The organism is Vibrio sinaloensis (assembly GCF_000808535.1).
GTDB classification, from domain to species: Bacteria; Pseudomonadota; Gammaproteobacteria; order Enterobacterales; family Vibrionaceae; genus Vibrio; species Vibrio sinaloensis_D.
This window is the reverse complement of record NZ_JWLV01000002.1, coordinates 1-15562: the sequence shown is the minus strand read 5'-3', so window position 1 is coordinate 15562 and position 15562 is coordinate 1. Positions and strand designations below refer to the sequence as shown.

Sequence of the window (15562 nt, the reverse complement as noted above, 5' to 3'; positions counted from 1 at the left end):
TATGTCTCGGCAGATGAAAAGCGATTATTTTGTAAGAATGTGCCTAAATCTCACTCAAAAGTAGTAAGTCTTGCAATCGTTTCACCTCGACATCGGGCAAAGTTGTTGCTCTAGGCTGGTCGTAGATGGATTGAAACTGGTCATTGAACCAACAAGCGGATAATCCACTGTTTTTAGCGCCCAAAACATCCGTAACAACATGGTCGCCAACATGCAATATCGAAACGCGAGGCAAATCTAAAAATTGCACCGCTTTGTCAAAAAGTTGCGGGTGCGGTTTCGCATAGCCATCGGGACCCGCCTTTAGAATTAACGAAAAGTACCCCGCTAAGCCAATCTTATCGACATCCACATTGCCATTCGTGATAGCCACCAGCGGCATCACTGACGCGAGCTGAGCCAGCACCTGATGTGATTCATCTGGAACGGTAAAATCACTGCGAAATTCCAGCACTCGCTCAATCAGTTCACTGGCAGCTAAATCTGCTTGCGCTTGGCTGTAACCCAGTTCCATCAGTCCGGTCAGGATCTGTTGATATCGCCAAGCCGTTACATCATTTTTGAGCCAAGCATCGTCGCTGAGCACCTGACGCTTTATCGCTCGCCACCAATCAGAAGAACGTGTCGCAGAGATAGGATGATGCTGATGCAGCCACGCCATCGCTTTGGCTTCCACCTGACGAATGACCGGACGGTTGTCGTACAAGGTATCATCCAAATCAAACGTCATTGCCTGAATCGGGCCAAGTTGGCGATAAAAAATCATTCCTTGTTGCTCCGTTTTTTCGCTCGTGGATGGGCTTGATCGTACACTTCTGCTAGATGTTGAAAGTCTAGGTGGGTATAGATTTGCGTAGTCGAGATATTCTCATGTCCTAAAAGCTCTTGGACGGCCCTCAGGTTGTTGCTCGACTCCAAAACATGGGTTGCGAAAGAGTGGCGCAGTTTATGTGGACTGATGTGACTGGCGACTGCCTGCTTTTGTCCCCACTCTGCCATCCGCTTTTGCACATTACGATGAGAAATACGCACACCGAGTTTAGACACAAAAAGCGCGGGCTCATCGGATTTGGCCAAGGTTCCACGCACTTTCATCCACTTGCCGACCCACTCAGACGCCATGCCAGAAAAAGGCACTTTACGTTCTTTGTCGCCCTTACCAACGACACGAATTTCACCGGAGAAAAAACTGACGTCTTTCACATTGATGCTCACGAGCTCCGCCAGACGAAGGCCTGCTCCATACATCATTTCCATCATGGCGCGATCGCGAATCGACAACGGATCGTCTTCGTTTACTTCGAGAAGTTGCCCAACCTCATCGACATCGAGGTTTTTCGGCAATGGGCGCTTCTTGCGCGGAGCAGACACGCCTTTGGCGGGATTCGCGCTCATCTCTCCACGCAAAATAAGAAAATCGAAAAAACTGCGTAAAGAAGAGAGTCGAGTCGCTAAGCTGCTCGCCTTCATGCCATCACGCATGCCTTTACTCGCCAACTGTCTTACCCACGCAGAGTCAACTTGAGACCAATCTTTCAGACCAAGTTGGACGAGGTGCTGCGCCATGGTTTCAAGTTGCTGCTTGTAGTTGCGTTGAGTGTGGAGACTTAACCCCTTCTCACTTCGTAGATATTCGTAGAAGCGTTCAAGGGGTTTTTGTAGACCATTAGGAAGAGGTGTTGCTGATTCGCTCATCTTGTTCACATTGCCATGGAAGAGACTCAATTAAATGAGAAAGCACCAACGCTAAATGGCGTAAGAAAAGAGTATCCATATGCGGTTGGAAGTGCCCACCATCGGTACTGGAAAACGCCAATACGCCCTGTAACGACTTTCTCTTTAATGGTAGCACGACATAAGAGCCCATCTCTGGTGCGCGATGGTTGTCACCAAATAGGAGCTCTCGATCCGCTTTGCGCATGCGCCCCAAGTAAGCCTCTTTGCCATTCAAATGGTTGGTAGCAAAACGCAGGTAGGACTCTTTCGCCAATGAGTAATAGCTTGATTCAGACTCCAGTAGACGCACATACGCGACCAAACCTAAAGACTTTGCCATCTCTTCAATCGCTTTAACGACTGACAACAACGAATCGCATTTTAGGATTTGCTCCTGCAGAGCCATAAACTCGTGGAAGGTTTGATCGTTACTTTTAGCAAGCGACATCAGCGAAGTGATGTCCTCTTCGAGCTCTTCAATACGTTGACGCTGACGGTTCAATTGTACATGCACAAGCGACACCGTTCCTTGCTCTTGATGGGGTAGCGCAAGGCGGTCCACTAGCTCACGACGACTCAGAAAAAAATCGGGGTTGTCACGTAAGTATTCTGCAATGACTTCTTCCGTCAGAGCATCCGCTTCAATTTGAGACACGTTGATTCCTTGATTGTGTGAATTAGCAGCTCAACTGCCCATCAAAAACATGAGTTGCAGGTCCTGTCATAAACAGAGGTTTACCCGGCCCTTTCCAACTGATCTTTAAGTCGCCACCTGGTAAATGCACGGTGACATGTTCATCCAGCAAACCTTGAACAACACCGACTGCGACGGCGCCACACGCACCACTGCCGCACGCTTGTGTTTCACCCGCACCGCGTTCGTAAACACGCAGGTTCACTTCGTTGCGGCTAATCACCTGCATAAAGCCAGCATTGACCCGCTCAGGAAAACGCTCGTGAGACTCAAGCAGTGGTCCTAAGGTTTCCACATCGGCGGTGGCAACATCATCCACCACGGTCACCACATGCGGATTACCCATACTCACTGCGCCACAGAAAAGCGTTTTGTCTTCGGCACGTAAAATGTAGGTTTTTTCCGTTTGTTTGGCTTTGAATGGGATCTTGTTTGGTTCAAACTCAGGCACACCCATATTGACGGTGACTTGGTCATCCTCTTCAATATTGAGCACCATTTTGCCTTTCTTTGTGCTCACGCTAATGCTGTATTTGTTCGTCAATCCTTTCATTCGGACAAAACGGGCAAAGCAGCGGGCGCCGTTACCACACTGTTCTACTTCACTGCCATCGGCATTAAAAATCCGGTAGTGGAAGTCGGTTTCAGGATCATAAGGCGCTTCAACCACCAGCAGTTGGTCAAAGCCAACCCCTGTATGACGATCCGCCAAACGGCGGATCAGATCAGGCGAGAAAAAAATGTTTTGGGTAATGCAATCCACGACCATAAAGTCGTTACCCAAACCATGCATTTTAGAAAAATGGAAATGCATACAGGTCCAATTACTCCGGAAGAATGTTTTCTAGTGCCCATAGACTGGACAGCTGTTCACGTTGACGCACAAGATGAGATTGATCGCCATCAACCATCACTTCAGCAGCACGCACGCGAGTGTTGTAGTTTGAAGACATCACGAAGCCATAAGCGCCAGCAGAGCGCACAGCCAGTAAGTCATTTTCCTCTAAAACTAAGCGACGGTCTTTACCTAAGAAGTCACCAGTTTCACAAATTGGCCCGACCAAGTCGTATTCTTTTGCTTCCCCTTCTCGAGGAGCGACAGGGACGATATCTTGCCACGCTTGGTATAACGCAGGGCGCATCAAGTCGTTCATTGCAGCATCAATGATGGCAAAGTTTTTGTGTTCTGTGTGCTTTAAGAATTCAACTTTGGTCAACAAGATACCGGCATTCGCGGCAATCGCTCGACCCGGTTCAAAGATAAGCTCAAGGTGCTTGTGGTTATCAAGACGGCTTAATAATGCTTTCGCGTAGTCGGATGGCTCTGGCGGCATTTCATCGCGATACACCACACCAAGCCCACCACCAACATCAAGGTGTTTAATGTCAATGCCTTGCTCTTTCAAGTCATCGATAAGGGCAAGCAGGCGATCTGTTGCATCGATAAAAGGTTCGATGTCTGTCAATTGAGAACCGATATGGCAATCAATGCCTTTCACATCCAGGTTCTCTAAGCTCGCAGCAAATTGGTATACAGCGGGAGCGCGATCAAACGCGATACCAAACTTGTTGTCACGTAAACCAGTAGAAATATAAGGGTGCGTGTTGGCATCGACATCAGGGTTGATGCGCAAAGAGATAGGCGCTTTGACACCGAGCTGTCCCGCCACTTTATTCAAGCGTTCAAGTTCAGGTTCAGATTCAACGTTGAAGCACTTAATCCCCAGCTCAAGCGCGCGCTGCATCTCTTGCTCGGTTTTACCCACCCCAGAGAAGACCACCTTGCTTGCATCACCGCCTGCGGCAATCACACGCTCTAGCTCACCACCAGAGACGATATCGAAGCCCGACCCAATGCGCGCCAACGCATTCAAAACACCTAGGTTTGAGTTCGCCTTCACCGCGTAACAGACAAGGTGAGGATGGTCACCAACCGATTTATCGAAAGCGTTCCAATGGCGCTCCAGCGTTGCTCGAGAGTATACGTATAGTGGGGTTCCGTACTGCTGAGCCAAATCAGACAATGCGACGTTCTCGGCCCAGAGTTGGCCATCATCCTGATAGTTGAAGTAATCCAAAGTGCTTTCCCTTATATTCTGATATTACTTAGTCATTATTATGAAGATTGTTCATTTTGAGGCGCTTCATCTGGCATGTACAACGAACCTGTTTGGCCACAACCAGCCAAACCCAGTACGGAGACGACAAACAGCGCTAAGATTGATTTTTTCATCGGTTCTATCGTGATTATTTCATCAATGCCCCCTATAATCGCACCACACTCAGGAAAAGCAATAGGATAGATAGGATGAACGAGACTGAATTTCATCAGTTGGTGGATGTAAAAATGCAAATCATCGAAGAAATGATTGATGATTCAGGTGCGGACATCGACTATGAAACGTCTGGCAACGTGATGACACTCGAGTTTGAAGACCGCAGTCAGATTATCATTAACCGCCAAGAGCCAATGAAAGAGGTTTGGTTGGCGTCTAAGTCTGGCGGCTTCCACTTTTCTCTGCAAAATGATCAATGGATCTGTTCTAAAACAGGCTTAGAGCTGATTGCGATGGTAAAGCAAGAATGTGAAAAGCACTGTGCGGAAGAGATCGAGTGGGAATAAACCCACCAGCACATCAAAAAAGGCCATCACGATGATGGCCTTTTTTACGCATTTACAATTCTATTTGGCTTGGGACAACCTGCACTATCGCTACGATATGGCACGATATAGGCTTCACCCTCTTCTGGGCGAACGATTTGATAATACTGCGGCAAGTTAAAATTAATAAACTTAGATGCAACCTGGCTATCATCCTGAGACGACGTGTAAAAGCCGTTTACACTCGCAATCATCTCATCTTTTTCGCCACTAAACTGGTGATAAACTTCGACCCGATTCGACTCATCTAACACATAGATATTGAAACCTTGCTCGTTATCTTCAAAGAAGAACTGAACGAGACCTTCACTGGCGAATCCATCAACGATTTCTGGCAACGGATGATCTTGCTCTTTATCGAGCATCAGCAGCGGTGAGCCCTTCAGTTTATTCGTTGAGATACTGCGGTAGAAGTCGACTGAATTTTCAAGCATTTGTACCGACACGCCACGACGTTCAAAGAACAAGCCATAGGTTTGCTGCCCAATCCGCAACGCTTTGAAACGGCGACGCTTCTCTTGCTCGACCGGTTTCAAACGTAAATCGATGCACTCGGCAAGCAGTTGGTAAACCATGTTTCGCATCACGCCGCGCAAGTTCTTGCTGTAGCAGAACACATCTACCGATTCAGGCGGTAACGCATCTTGGTGCATTTTGCCTAATACGGTTTTCAGCGCGTCTAGCATCGCTGTTTCACCCTTGAAGTGAAGCGTGCGCACTTCTTGCCATGAGTTTCGGTACACCAAGTCGACACTGCCTACTAGACACTTTTGCTCAGGTCCAAAGCTGAAAATATCCATGCTCTTTGGATCAAGCTTTAGAGATTTGCCACCGAGCTGAGCCGTTGGATCCTCTTCAAAGTTGATGAACATCGCGAGCTGACTGATTTCACAAGGGCTAGCTAGGGCTTGCATCGTTGGGCGACGTTTACGCAGCGAAAACGTGTTACGTAAATCACTCACCATCTGATAGAACTTGTCGATGTCTAAATGCGCATCACGGACGACAGAATGCAAACGTGTCGACTCCGTAATCATGCCATTAAAGAACGACCAAGCGACTAACTTACTGAGGTATTCGTTATGCTCTAGCGGAGATTGACCAATAATGCGGTGCGGGGTAAGCGGCTGCTTGTACAGGTACCAGCCCTGTTTATTGGTGCGTCCAGGACGAACTTCAATAAAGGTCAGATCGGGCTCGTGCAAATCCGGAGAGATTTGCGGATTCAACAAGGTAATTTTACCCGGTAGAACTTCAAATGCCGCATACAGCTTACGCGCCAGAATACTGATGTCTTGAGGACTAATCGCGGACGTGATGTCATTGCGTCGAGCAAATTGAATCAGATTACGGTAGCTTTGCATCAACGCATCAAGTAATGCGTGATGCACCACTTTGACTTGCTCAACTTTCCAATTACGGCGATCGTCTAACTCACGAATGACGCTGTCATCCCATCCCCAGTTGTTGACCATGTCACGCAGCGCTTCACGACGCCAAGCCACCGAGCCAACGCTTGGTTCACGAGACAATTTCTCATGCGTTTTCAGATAGAAACAGCGGCGAACCAAATCAAGACGAGTATCATCACCAATACGTTCTAGGTATCGGGTCACCTTCTCAAGCATTAAGTAATACGCGTCCATGCCATAGAGATCGGGCTCATGAGCAAAAAAACGACGTTTAGTATCAAGGCTTAATAGCTGAGTGTTCGGGTATTCCCAAGAGTATGCTTCAAGCAAAATGGCTTTCAGCACCGACTTATAAGGCGAGTCGATACTTTTGTACAACTGCCACAAGTTAGAGCCGAAATACTCTTCCGCGGGAATACGATTCAATTTACCAAAATCGATCCACTGTGAGCAGTCAATGTAGCCTTTGTTGCAAAGATCGTGAACGTAATCGTCATAACACTCTTCCATTTCTGGAGGAACGATTTGCCATAGTAGGCGCATACCAGCAAGGCGCACCGCACTACGATAAAACTCATCAAGTAACAACAGGTGTTGAGATGAACCACAGTTGTCGCCCGTCATCTCTTCCGAATGATTGGAACGAAAACGCTCCTCATCCATTAAAAAGAAATTCGCTTCGACACCCTGAGTTTGTGCCCAATCGGTAATCAATAGGCATTTGTTGGTCAGAGACTCTCGTGCATCTTTATCCATGTCCGGCGACACACAAACCCAAATATCCAAATCACTTGAAGTGCTTTGGCCAATCGAGGATGTGCTGCCCATGGTGTATAGACCAAGTATGGCCGGCGTTTCGCTAGTAGCTAATGATTGACCTATCGTCAGCTCTGTGTCATCAACAAACTGACGCTGAACATCATTAAACTCAAATTGGCGAATGCCGTAAGGAACGTGATCATCGTAGTAACCGGGAATAACCGGATGATTGAAATGCAGTAAGGTAGGAATAAGGTGGAATACACGCTGACTTTGCAAATCCATAAGAGCCAGCGCACGTTCAGTACGTTGCTGGTTTAGGTTATCAAGTCTTTGAATTAACGTTTTCGTGTAAGCCTGCAAGGGAGAGTCCTTGGTTATTTACCTATCGTGTACCCTGAACAAAAAGCGTTCTAAAGCACCGCTGAAATGTGATCAATCTAACACTTTTATTTGTATTGGTAAAGAATTGTACGATCGAATCGACATTATAATCCGTCATTAACCACTGTGGCATTAGTGTGGTACGGAACCTAAGTTAATTATAATAGCGAATCATACAAACGAGACATTAATCACACTCTTTTGATGATTTTATGCTAGCTCGCTTACCATCCTCCCTCCTCGCGAGATTGCAGTAATACTTTTCAACGTACAGTGGTAGGATTAAGCATTATTTAAAACCACTAGCAGAACATCATGACTCAATCTTCTCCAATTCGTATCGCTACACGAAAAAGTCCTCTCGCACTATGGCAAGCATACTTTGTAAAAGACGCTCTACAAGCCGCTCATCCAGGCCTTGAAGTAGAGTTAGTAACGATGGTAACGAAAGGTGACATCATTCTTGATACACCGTTAGCGAAAGTGGGGGGCAAAGGTCTATTTGTCAAAGAGCTTGAAGTCGCCATGCTAGAAGGTCGTGCTGATTTAGCAGTCCATTCGATGAAAGATGTTCCAGTAGACTTCCCAGAAGGTCTTGGGCTAGTCACGATTTGTGAACGAGAAGACCCACGCGACGCTTTTGTCTCCAACACCTACAACAACATTGACGAACTGCCACAGGGAGCGGTTGTTGGCACCTGTAGCTTACGTCGTCAATGTCAGATTAAAGAGTATCGACCAGACTTGGTTATCAAAGAGCTACGAGGCAATGTAGGCACTCGCTTAGGAAAACTAGATGCCGGAGAGTACGACGCGATCATTCTCGCCGCAGCGGGATTGAAACGCCTAGAACTTGAAGAACGCATTCGTAGCTTTATTGAACCAGAGCAATCCCTACCCGCGGTAGGACAAGGTGCGGTTGGCATCGAGTGTCGCCTCGACGACGAGCGCTTAATCAAACTCCTAGAGCCATTAAATCACCAAGACACAGCCGATCGCGTGTTATGCGAACGCGCAATGAACCTAACACTGGAAGGCGGGTGTCAAGTTCCGATTGGCAGCTACGCACTGCTGGACGGTGATGAGATTTGGCTGCGAGCCCTGGTTGGTGAGCCTGATGGTTCAGAGATTGTCCGCGGTGAAATCAAAGGCGCGCGAGCTGATGCAGAAAGCTTAGGCGTCACCTTGGCAAATCAGTTGCTTGACAACGGTGCCCGCGAAATTCTGACCAAGCTCTACGCTGATCACGAGTAATCGACATGGCAGTTTTGGTCACCCGACCTGGTGAGCAGGGCCACGCCTTATGCCAACAGCTCCATGATGCAGGGATAACAGCCCTGCATCATCCAATTATCTCTATCCAGCCCGGAAGTGAACTTCCGACTCTCCCTGACCACTTGGCAGAGTGTGAAATCGTGATTGCGGTCAGTCAACATGCGGTGACCTTTAGCCATCAAACCCTTCAATATCAGAACCAAGTATGGCCAGATCGCGTCACTTACCTTGCCGTTGGTCAAAAAACTGCACATGTTTTAAGCAAAGTTACGCAACAAAAAGTACACTATCCGCAGATTGGAGACAGTGAGCATCTATTGCTGCTGGATATGCTTTCCCGAGTGAAAGGTAAAAAGGTTGTCATTCTACGAGGCAATGGTGGGCGAGAACTCATTTATGACACACTCATAGAGCGCGGTGCCACGGTAGACTATGTCGAAACCTATAAGCGAGAAAACATTACTTTCCGCTCAGATTTACTGGTTCCAATCTGGCAAGATAAGCAAATTACACAGTTAGTCATCACCAGTTCAGGTCAGCTATGCCATTTTGTTGATCAGCTATCCGCCTCACAACGGGTATGGCTCTGTGGGTTGCAACTCTTTGTACCCAGTGAACGCATTGTACAAGAGGCACTGAAGTTAGGGTTCGAAAAGGTTATCAATACCCATAGTGCTTCAAATAAAGATTTGTTGGCTGCTCTAAGGTCAACGACAACAGGACAATAAACAATGACAAGTAAAAATAAAAACGATCACATTGAACCTGAGAAAGAAAACAACTCTGTGAAAGACGAAGCCGCTCAAAAGGAAAACATTGAAGCGACGGAATCTACACAGACGCCAAATGAAAGCAGCGCAGCGCCAGCCGAGCCAAAGCAAGAAGAAGCGCCTGTTTTTGAAGAAAAGCAAGGCAAACGCGGAGTAAAACTCGGTACGGTTGCGATCATTTTGTCACTTATTTTCGGTGGCGGTTTAACCTTTTATATGCAGCAGAAAAATGCGCAATATCAAGCGCAAATTGATGCCTTGCAAAAACAGCTCAGCCAAACTCAAACCTCTATTGAGCAAGACCTCAGCGCCACCAAGCAAGCTGCAATTGCACAAGCAACTGAGATTACTCACCGCGCAGAAACAGTGCTTGAGCAACAGCAAAAGAGTATCGAGAGCTTACAACTAGCCATCGCTGATGTGAAAGGACGCCGTCCAAATGACTGGCTATTGGCTGAAGCCGACTACCTCGTAAAACTGGCAGGACGCAAATTGTTCCTCGAGCATGATGCCGTTAGCGCTACCAAACTGATGGAAAGTGCGGATCAACGTATCGCAGCACTGAACGACCCAAGTTTAGTGCCACTGCGTAAAGCGATGGCCAATGACATCACGAAACTCAAGTCGATTCCATTGATCGACCGCGAAGGTTTGGTCCTACGTTTAACCTCGCTTCAACAACAAGTCGATCAACTGCCGTTAGCGAATGCCCTGCTACCTGAAGCGCAGCAAGTCGAGCAACGTAAAGTATCTGAAGATATCTACGATTGGCAGGACAACTTAATGACCTCGCTAAAGGATTTTTCCGAGAACTTCATCACTTTCCGAACTCGAGATGGTAACGTAATCCCACTACTTTCACCTCAACAGCACTTCTACTTGAAAGAGAACATCAAGGCGAAGCTCGAAACCGCAATTAAGGCTGTCTACGTTGAACAGCAAGAAATCTACTCAACGGCACTGACCACTGCAGACAAATGGTCGAGCACATTCTTTAATCAAGATGCAAACAGCGTCATTGAGTTTAATAAGACGCTCGAAAGCTTGAGCAAGCAAAATATCCATGTCGATTACCCAGTCAAGCTAGAGACACAGCAACAGTTGTCTGATGTCATTCGCGATCGCTTGCGTCGTGAAGTCACTACCCTGATCACGGAGGAGAAATAATGTTTCGTATCATTTTCCTCTTTGTCATATTGGGAGCGGGCTTGTTTGCCGGCACACAATATGCGGGTCAGCAGGGCTACGTGCTGATCTCAATTGCAAACAAAACCATTGAAATGAGTGTCACCACACTTGTTATCTTTATCATTGCCGCCCTTGCCGCTCTGTTTGCCTTAGAGTTCTTTATCAAAAAAGCGCTTTCCGCAAGCTCCGCGACCTGGAACTGGTTTAGCGTTCGTAAGATGCGTCGTTCTCGTCGCTACACTAACGAAGGTATCATCAAGCTACTCGAAGGCGACTTTAAGTTAGCGGAGAAGAAAGTCACCCGTTGGGCAAACCACCACGATATGCCTTTGCTCTGTTATCTCGTCGCGTCTGAAGCTGCGCAAGGTATGGGAGAGAGTGACAAGCGCGATCGCTACCTAGAACTCGCCGCCCAGCAAGAAAACTCGCTCTTAGCGGTCGAACTCACACGAGCCAAGCAACAAGTTCGCGAATCAGATTTCACTGCGGCACTCGAAACCTTAACCGCACTGAAAGCAAGCTACCCTACCAACACCATCGTGCTCAACTTGCTTAAGTCGGTCTACATCGAACTTAAACTGTGGCAACCGTTACTGGATGCGCTACCAAACTTAGTCAAAGCGAAGATCATCAGCAAAGATGAGCAGGCTCAACTAACACAACGAGCTCAATGTGGTTTGTTGGCAGAAGTTGCGGAACAAAAAGGCAGCGAGGGTCTTGTCAGCCATTGGAATGGCTTACCGCGTAAGCTGAAAAGTGATAGCCATCTGGTCGAATGTTTTGCAAAGCAGTTGATCTCAAGAAAAGCGGATAACGAAGCCTTCACTCTAATCAAAGAGAACATCAAGAAGCATCCAAATTCCTCGCTTTACGCGCTGCTACCAGAAATGAATCTAGCAGATAGCCATCCAGCCATTGTCTTCTTAGAAACGGTCCTAAACAAAGATGGTAACAACGCAGAAGCACACAGCGCACTGGCTCAATTCCACCTTAGAAATGAAAAGTGGAGCGAAGCTCAGCAGCACTTAGAAAAAGCATTATCACTGCGCCCAAATGTCTCTGACTATGCCTACCTTGCTGATGCGTTAGAGAAACAAAATCTCACAAAAGCAGCACACGAAGTCTCGCGAAAAGCGCTGACACTCGTCCAAGCGTAGAGTAATCAGACAAACAAAACCGGCCGCTGAGCCGGTTTTTTTGTACCTGCTAGCTTGGCTAGTCGATATGCTAATGCTCAGTAAACAAAGCAAGTTTTCTGTCTTGGGTTGCAAAATAAAGACCTACGATTCAGTACTATAGATAGGCATTGCTTATTGAAAGGACTCATCAATGGAACTTGTGGGATTGCTACTAGGTCTTCTTCTCATTATCGTCATTTTGGTTTCACCACTAATGAGTCTATGGGCTTGTAGAAAAATCATAAAACTAGAAAGCCGAGTTCACGAGCTCGAACAATTAGCCAGTGTTCGTCAACCTCAAAAGCAAGAGCAAAGCACTCAACAAGACACCCCATCTTATCAATCTCCAAAAGTACCTCTCCCTAGAACAAAAGTAGAGCCTGCCATAAGAGCAGTAAAACCTGTAGCAACAGTGGATACCACGACAACCGAATGGTTTGATAACACCCTGACTCACTTGAAAAAGAACTGGCTTATTTGGATTGGCGGTATCGCCATGGTGATAGGTGCTGGCTACTTAGTACAAGCCATTGGCAGCAACTTCATTCTTACGCCGTTTGCACACACAGCACTCGCAGTAACTATCTCTCTGATCTTTTTTGCCGTAGCAGAATGGCTACATCATAAAATCGGTAGGAGTGAGCGCCATCTATTCCATGCAAAATTAGATGCCTACATTCCAGCAGTTTTGTATGCGACGGGCATGAGCGGCCTCTACGCGACCATCTGCTTCAGTGCAATTGTTTATCAACTGATATCCCCGCCTATCGCGCTCACCGCAATAGGCATTCTAGCAGTAGCTGCGATTGCACTCAGTCTGCGTATGGGGCCACTAATGATAGCCCTAGGGTTATTTGGGGGCTACAGTGCACCACTTTGGATTGGAGGAGAAGATCCCAGCTACCTTTTACTAAGTGCTTACATTACAACGATTACCGCCGCAGGATTAATGATACGACGCTTTATACAACCACATTGGTTAATTTGCTCTGTCACCACAGGTCAAGTCCTATGGCTGCTTCTCATCAGCATCGATATCACGCAAGAGCAATCGTTAATCTGGTTTGTCTTATTTATTCCTGTATCCGTCTATCTGCTTATTTTTATTCCTCATCTAGGCTGGAGGTTGGAAAAGCCAATCCGAATCAAAGAGGTCTACAGCCACCCACTCATCGCCGCTACTTTGCTGGCACTCGTGACCTCATTAACACTAACTCGGATTGATATAAACCAGCCTCAAGCCGTTCTTCTTTTCCTTTTCCCTGTGGCATTGCTCATTTTTCCGATGATGAAAAGCCGCGCCGCGCCGCGAGTGCTTAGTCTAGTCACCTTAGTTGCGATGGCAATCACAGAACACATTAGCGTGACACTCACCAATGGAATCGATGAATCGTACGGAAAGCTGGTCTGGATAGCTACGGGAGGGGTCATTGTCTTAGTTGGCGCTCGAACCATAGGGCAGTACTTTCTGGGAGATCGGAAACCGATGAGCTATTGCTTAGCCCTCTTATCACTTCCGTGCATGCTGATTGGCTCTCAGCTTTACATTAACCTTCATTACTCGAACTTGTTGGAAACATGGAGTTCATTTAGCTTAATTCTGGGGCTAGGGTTTGTGGCTAGCTCCCATAAGTTCAAGCAGTTGCAACAAGAATCTTCTACCGTGTTGCATCTCATCATAGCGTCAACATGCTACTGTTTACTTTCTGCTGATTGGTTTACGCTAGCAGTGTCCATTCAGGTGCTTCTTGCATCGTCTCAGTACCGATTCGATCACCTCGAACCTAATCTATGGCTGATAAAAGGGCTTGTTGGACTGCTCACTATACGCCTTACATTGTTACCCTTTGTCCCAGCATGGCAGGCGACAAGCATTCCTGAATCAATCACGCTCGTAACAAGCTTTTTGCCAGCACTTATCTTGCTCCAATTGTCAGGTAGGATACTAAAACCACTTGCCCCCAACTTAAAGCAGTGGCTAGAAGTCACCTGTCTCAATTTGGGCGCTTTACTTATTTTTAGCCAATCGAACTTTTTGCTACTAGCTAGTTATAATTTCATAGCCGATTTTGACTTTCGTTCCGTTAGTTTATTCACTCTCCAAAGTTTGGCTATGTTTACCATCTATAGCCTAAAAGCTCGAAGTGCGCGCTTTACTGCAAACTTGTATCTTTATGCATCATACATAATGCTGGCGATAGCCATCACTTTAAGCGTCGCACTCAACACCGTCTATCAGCCTTTGCTAGGTTTGAACATCTCTGGGGAGGCAACACCGATTGTTAACTGGTTATCGGTAGGTTGGCTCCTGCCCGGACTACTCTCGATTACTATAGGTAAAAGACTAAGGACTCCTTTGGAGCCCGCTTATTTCTACTGCGCGTCCTCTATTCAAATTGGGCTTTGGGCCATTTATTCCATACGCCAGTTCTGGCAAAAGGGAAGTATGAGCATTAATGCATCAACCAGCATGGCAGAGCTATTTAGCTACACCGCACTCTTTATTTTTGTCGGCGCAACAGTCACTTATAATGGCGCCCAACGTTCAGATACAAGGCTACAAAAAGTGGGGCTGCTCGTACTAGGTGTCGCGGTGTGCAAAGTATTCTTGATTGATACATCCAACTTGGAAGGGTTGTGGCGAGCCATTAGTATGTTGGGGCTAGGAGCAAGCTTGGTTGGGCTTGGATGGTTGTTCCAGAGGTTGCGCAGTAAAAATATTGTGCTGTAATCGGATGTTTATCGTGAGTGGTTTTCCATACTTCCAATACCAAACAAAGACTCTGTATATGTTGGGAAGAAGATGGATAAAGCCCTCGGACAGTGAAGATCTTTCTTACAGCAAGACTTCCCAACTTAACAGCAAGCCACGAGGCTAAAGAAAGAAGTAAGCTACGTAGTTTCAAGTGACACTTATCCATAAATGGTAGGCTCGTTAAGCCCCAAATGACTAAGATCTGTTTGTCATTCACTCAAGTTTTCTTTACCCAGAAACGACGAAAGCCTAGTCGCAAGACTAGGCTTTCAAATAAGTAGCAAAGTGATTGAATTGATACTCGATTCAATGGTGAACGCACGGGCTCGATGGTTCGATATTCCGGTCCGTGAAAAAGTACGCAGTATTTTCCGAAATCTGAAACGTAAAAAAGCCCTAGTCTTTCGACTAGGGCTTAGTATAAGTGGCGGAGTGGACGGGACTCGAACCCGCGACCCCCGGCGTGACAGGCCGGTATTCTAACCAACTGAACTACCACTCCGCAGTGGTATTTTCTACTAAATAAAGTCTTATGGTTAGATTGCTTTATCTAGTTTTGCCTTTAGATTTTTCAAAATCTAAAAACAAGGAAACAAGCCTGGCGATGTCCTACTCTCACATGGGGAAGCCCCACACTACCATCGGCGCTAATTCGTTTCACTTCTGAGTTCGGCATGGAATCAGGTGGGTCCAAATCGCTATGGTCGCCAAGCAAATTCTTTAATCTGGAAAGCTGTTATTGTGTTCTCTACACATTCAATGTTCTAGT

At 46.7% G+C, this 15562-nt stretch carries 13 protein-coding genes, 1 tRNA gene and 1 rRNA gene; 6 read left to right on the top strand and 9 right to left on the bottom strand.

The window, feature by feature from the left end:
- Window positions 1-43: 43 nt before the first annotated feature.
- The 6 genes from yigB to lptM are packed head-to-tail and all read right to left on the bottom strand — an operon-like array spanning window position 44 to window position 4643.
- On the bottom strand, window positions 44-766 hold the full coding sequence (gene yigB, locus RJ47_RS04005; protein WP_039481732.1) for a 5-amino-6-(5-phospho-D-ribitylamino)uracil phosphatase YigB: 723 nt from the start codon (window positions 764-766) through the stop codon (window positions 44-46).
- Window positions 763-1695: a tyrosine recombinase XerC gene (gene xerC, locus RJ47_RS04000; protein WP_005475611.1), complete on the bottom strand. Its 933-nt coding sequence runs from the start codon at window positions 1693-1695 to the stop codon at window positions 763-765. Before xerC ends, yigB begins: the two co-directional genes overlap by 4 nt.
- Window positions 1667-2371, bottom strand: coding sequence for a DUF484 family protein (locus RJ47_RS03995; RefSeq protein WP_005475618.1), 705 nt, complete (start codon window positions 2369-2371; stop codon window positions 1667-1669). Before RJ47_RS03995 ends, xerC begins: the two co-directional genes overlap by 29 nt.
- 22 nt (window positions 2372-2393) lie before the next feature.
- A complete protein-coding gene (dapF, locus tag RJ47_RS03990; RefSeq protein WP_038140637.1) occupies window positions 2394-3224 on the bottom strand; it encodes a diaminopimelate epimerase in 831 nt (276 codons plus the stop codon).
- A 10-nt stretch (window positions 3225-3234) separates the two neighbouring features.
- Window positions 3235-4488 carry a diaminopimelate decarboxylase gene (gene lysA, locus RJ47_RS03985; RefSeq protein ID WP_039481730.1) on the bottom strand — a complete coding sequence of 418 codons (1254 nt, stop codon included), beginning with the start codon at window positions 4486-4488 and terminating at the stop codon, window positions 3235-3237.
- 38 nt (window positions 4489-4526) lie between these two features.
- Window positions 4527-4643, bottom strand: coding sequence for an LPS translocon maturation chaperone LptM (gene lptM / locus RJ47_RS21625; RefSeq protein ID WP_005475620.1), 117 nt, complete (start codon window positions 4641-4643; stop codon window positions 4527-4529).
- 75 nt (window positions 4644-4718) lie between these two features.
- Between lptM and cyaY the strand changes: the two genes are divergently transcribed.
- Window positions 4719-5033, top strand: coding sequence for an iron donor protein CyaY (gene cyaY / locus RJ47_RS03975; protein WP_005475593.1), 315 nt, complete (start codon window positions 4719-4721; stop codon window positions 5031-5033).
- A gap of 44 nt (window positions 5034-5077) precedes the next feature.
- On the opposite strand, the gene RJ47_RS03970 is transcribed toward cyaY, so the two are convergent.
- On the bottom strand, window positions 5078-7606 hold the full coding sequence (locus RJ47_RS03970; protein WP_005475629.1) for a class I adenylate cyclase: 2529 nt from the start codon (window positions 7604-7606) through the stop codon (window positions 5078-5080).
- 336 nt (window positions 7607-7942) lie between these two features.
- Here RJ47_RS03970 and hemC point away from each other — a divergent pair, with 336 nt between their 5' ends.
- The 5 genes from hemC to RJ47_RS03945 all read left to right on the top strand — a co-directional run bounded on the left by hemC (window position 7943) and on the right by RJ47_RS03945 (window position 14769).
- Entirely contained in the window at window positions 7943-8881 is a 939-nt protein-coding gene (gene hemC / locus RJ47_RS03965; RefSeq protein WP_038140646.1) for a hydroxymethylbilane synthase, read from the top strand.
- Window positions 8882-8886: 5 nt separating this feature from the next.
- Window positions 8887-9630: a uroporphyrinogen-III synthase gene (locus RJ47_RS03960; RefSeq protein ID WP_039481728.1), complete on the top strand. Its 744-nt coding sequence runs from the start codon at window positions 8887-8889 to the stop codon at window positions 9628-9630.
- A gap of 3 nt (window positions 9631-9633) precedes the next feature.
- Complete coding sequence (locus tag RJ47_RS03955; RefSeq protein WP_038140649.1) at window positions 9634-10839, top strand: uroporphyrinogen-III C-methyltransferase; 1206 nt, start codon at window positions 9634-9636, stop codon at window positions 10837-10839.
- Window positions 10839-12017, top strand: a complete 1179-nt coding sequence (locus RJ47_RS03950; RefSeq protein ID WP_039481726.1) for a heme biosynthesis protein HemY — start codon at window positions 10839-10841, stop codon at window positions 12015-12017. The genes RJ47_RS03955 and RJ47_RS03950 overlap by 1 nt, the downstream gene beginning before the upstream one ends.
- 172 nt (window positions 12018-12189) lie before the next feature.
- Window positions 12190-14769 carry a DUF2339 domain-containing protein gene (locus tag RJ47_RS03945; protein WP_039481723.1) on the top strand — a complete coding sequence of 860 codons (2580 nt, stop codon included), beginning with the start codon at window positions 12190-12192 and terminating at the stop codon, window positions 14767-14769.
- Between the two features lie 449 nt (window positions 14770-15218).
- Here RJ47_RS03945 and RJ47_RS03940 read toward each other — a convergent pair.
- Window positions 15219-15295: transfer RNA gene (locus tag RJ47_RS03940), tRNA-Asp, on the bottom strand.
- Between the two features lie 94 nt (window positions 15296-15389).
- Window positions 15390-15505 (bottom strand): 5S ribosomal RNA (gene rrf, locus RJ47_RS03935).
- Window positions 15506-15562 lie beyond the last annotated feature (57 nt).

Coding starts and splice junctions, on each gene's coding strand:
- yigB (WP_039481732.1), bottom strand. CDS start 766: ATGATTTTTTATCGCCAACTTGGCCCGATTCAGGCAATGACGTTTGAT.
- RJ47_RS03945 (WP_039481723.1), top strand. CDS start 12,190: ATGGAACTTGTGGGATTGCTACTAGGTCTTCTTCTCATTATCGTCATT.
- cyaY (WP_005475593.1), top strand. CDS start 4,719: ATGAACGAGACTGAATTTCATCAGTTGGTGGATGTAAAAATGCAAATC.
- dapF (WP_038140637.1), bottom strand. CDS start 3,224: ATGCATTTCCATTTTTCTAAAATGCATGGTTTGGGTAACGACTTTATG.
- xerC (WP_005475611.1), bottom strand. CDS start 1,695: ATGAGCGAATCAGCAACACCTCTTCCTAATGGTCTACAAAAACCCCTT.
- lptM (WP_005475620.1), bottom strand. CDS start 4,643: ATGAAAAAATCAATCTTAGCGCTGTTTGTCGTCTCCGTACTGGGTTTG.
- hemC (WP_038140646.1), top strand. CDS start 7,943: ATGACTCAATCTTCTCCAATTCGTATCGCTACACGAAAAAGTCCTCTC.
- RJ47_RS03960 (WP_039481728.1), top strand. CDS start 8,887: ATGGCAGTTTTGGTCACCCGACCTGGTGAGCAGGGCCACGCCTTATGC.
- RJ47_RS03950 (WP_039481726.1), top strand. CDS start 10,839: ATGTTTCGTATCATTTTCCTCTTTGTCATATTGGGAGCGGGCTTGTTT.
- RJ47_RS03955 (WP_038140649.1), top strand. CDS start 9,634: ATGACAAGTAAAAATAAAAACGATCACATTGAACCTGAGAAAGAAAAC.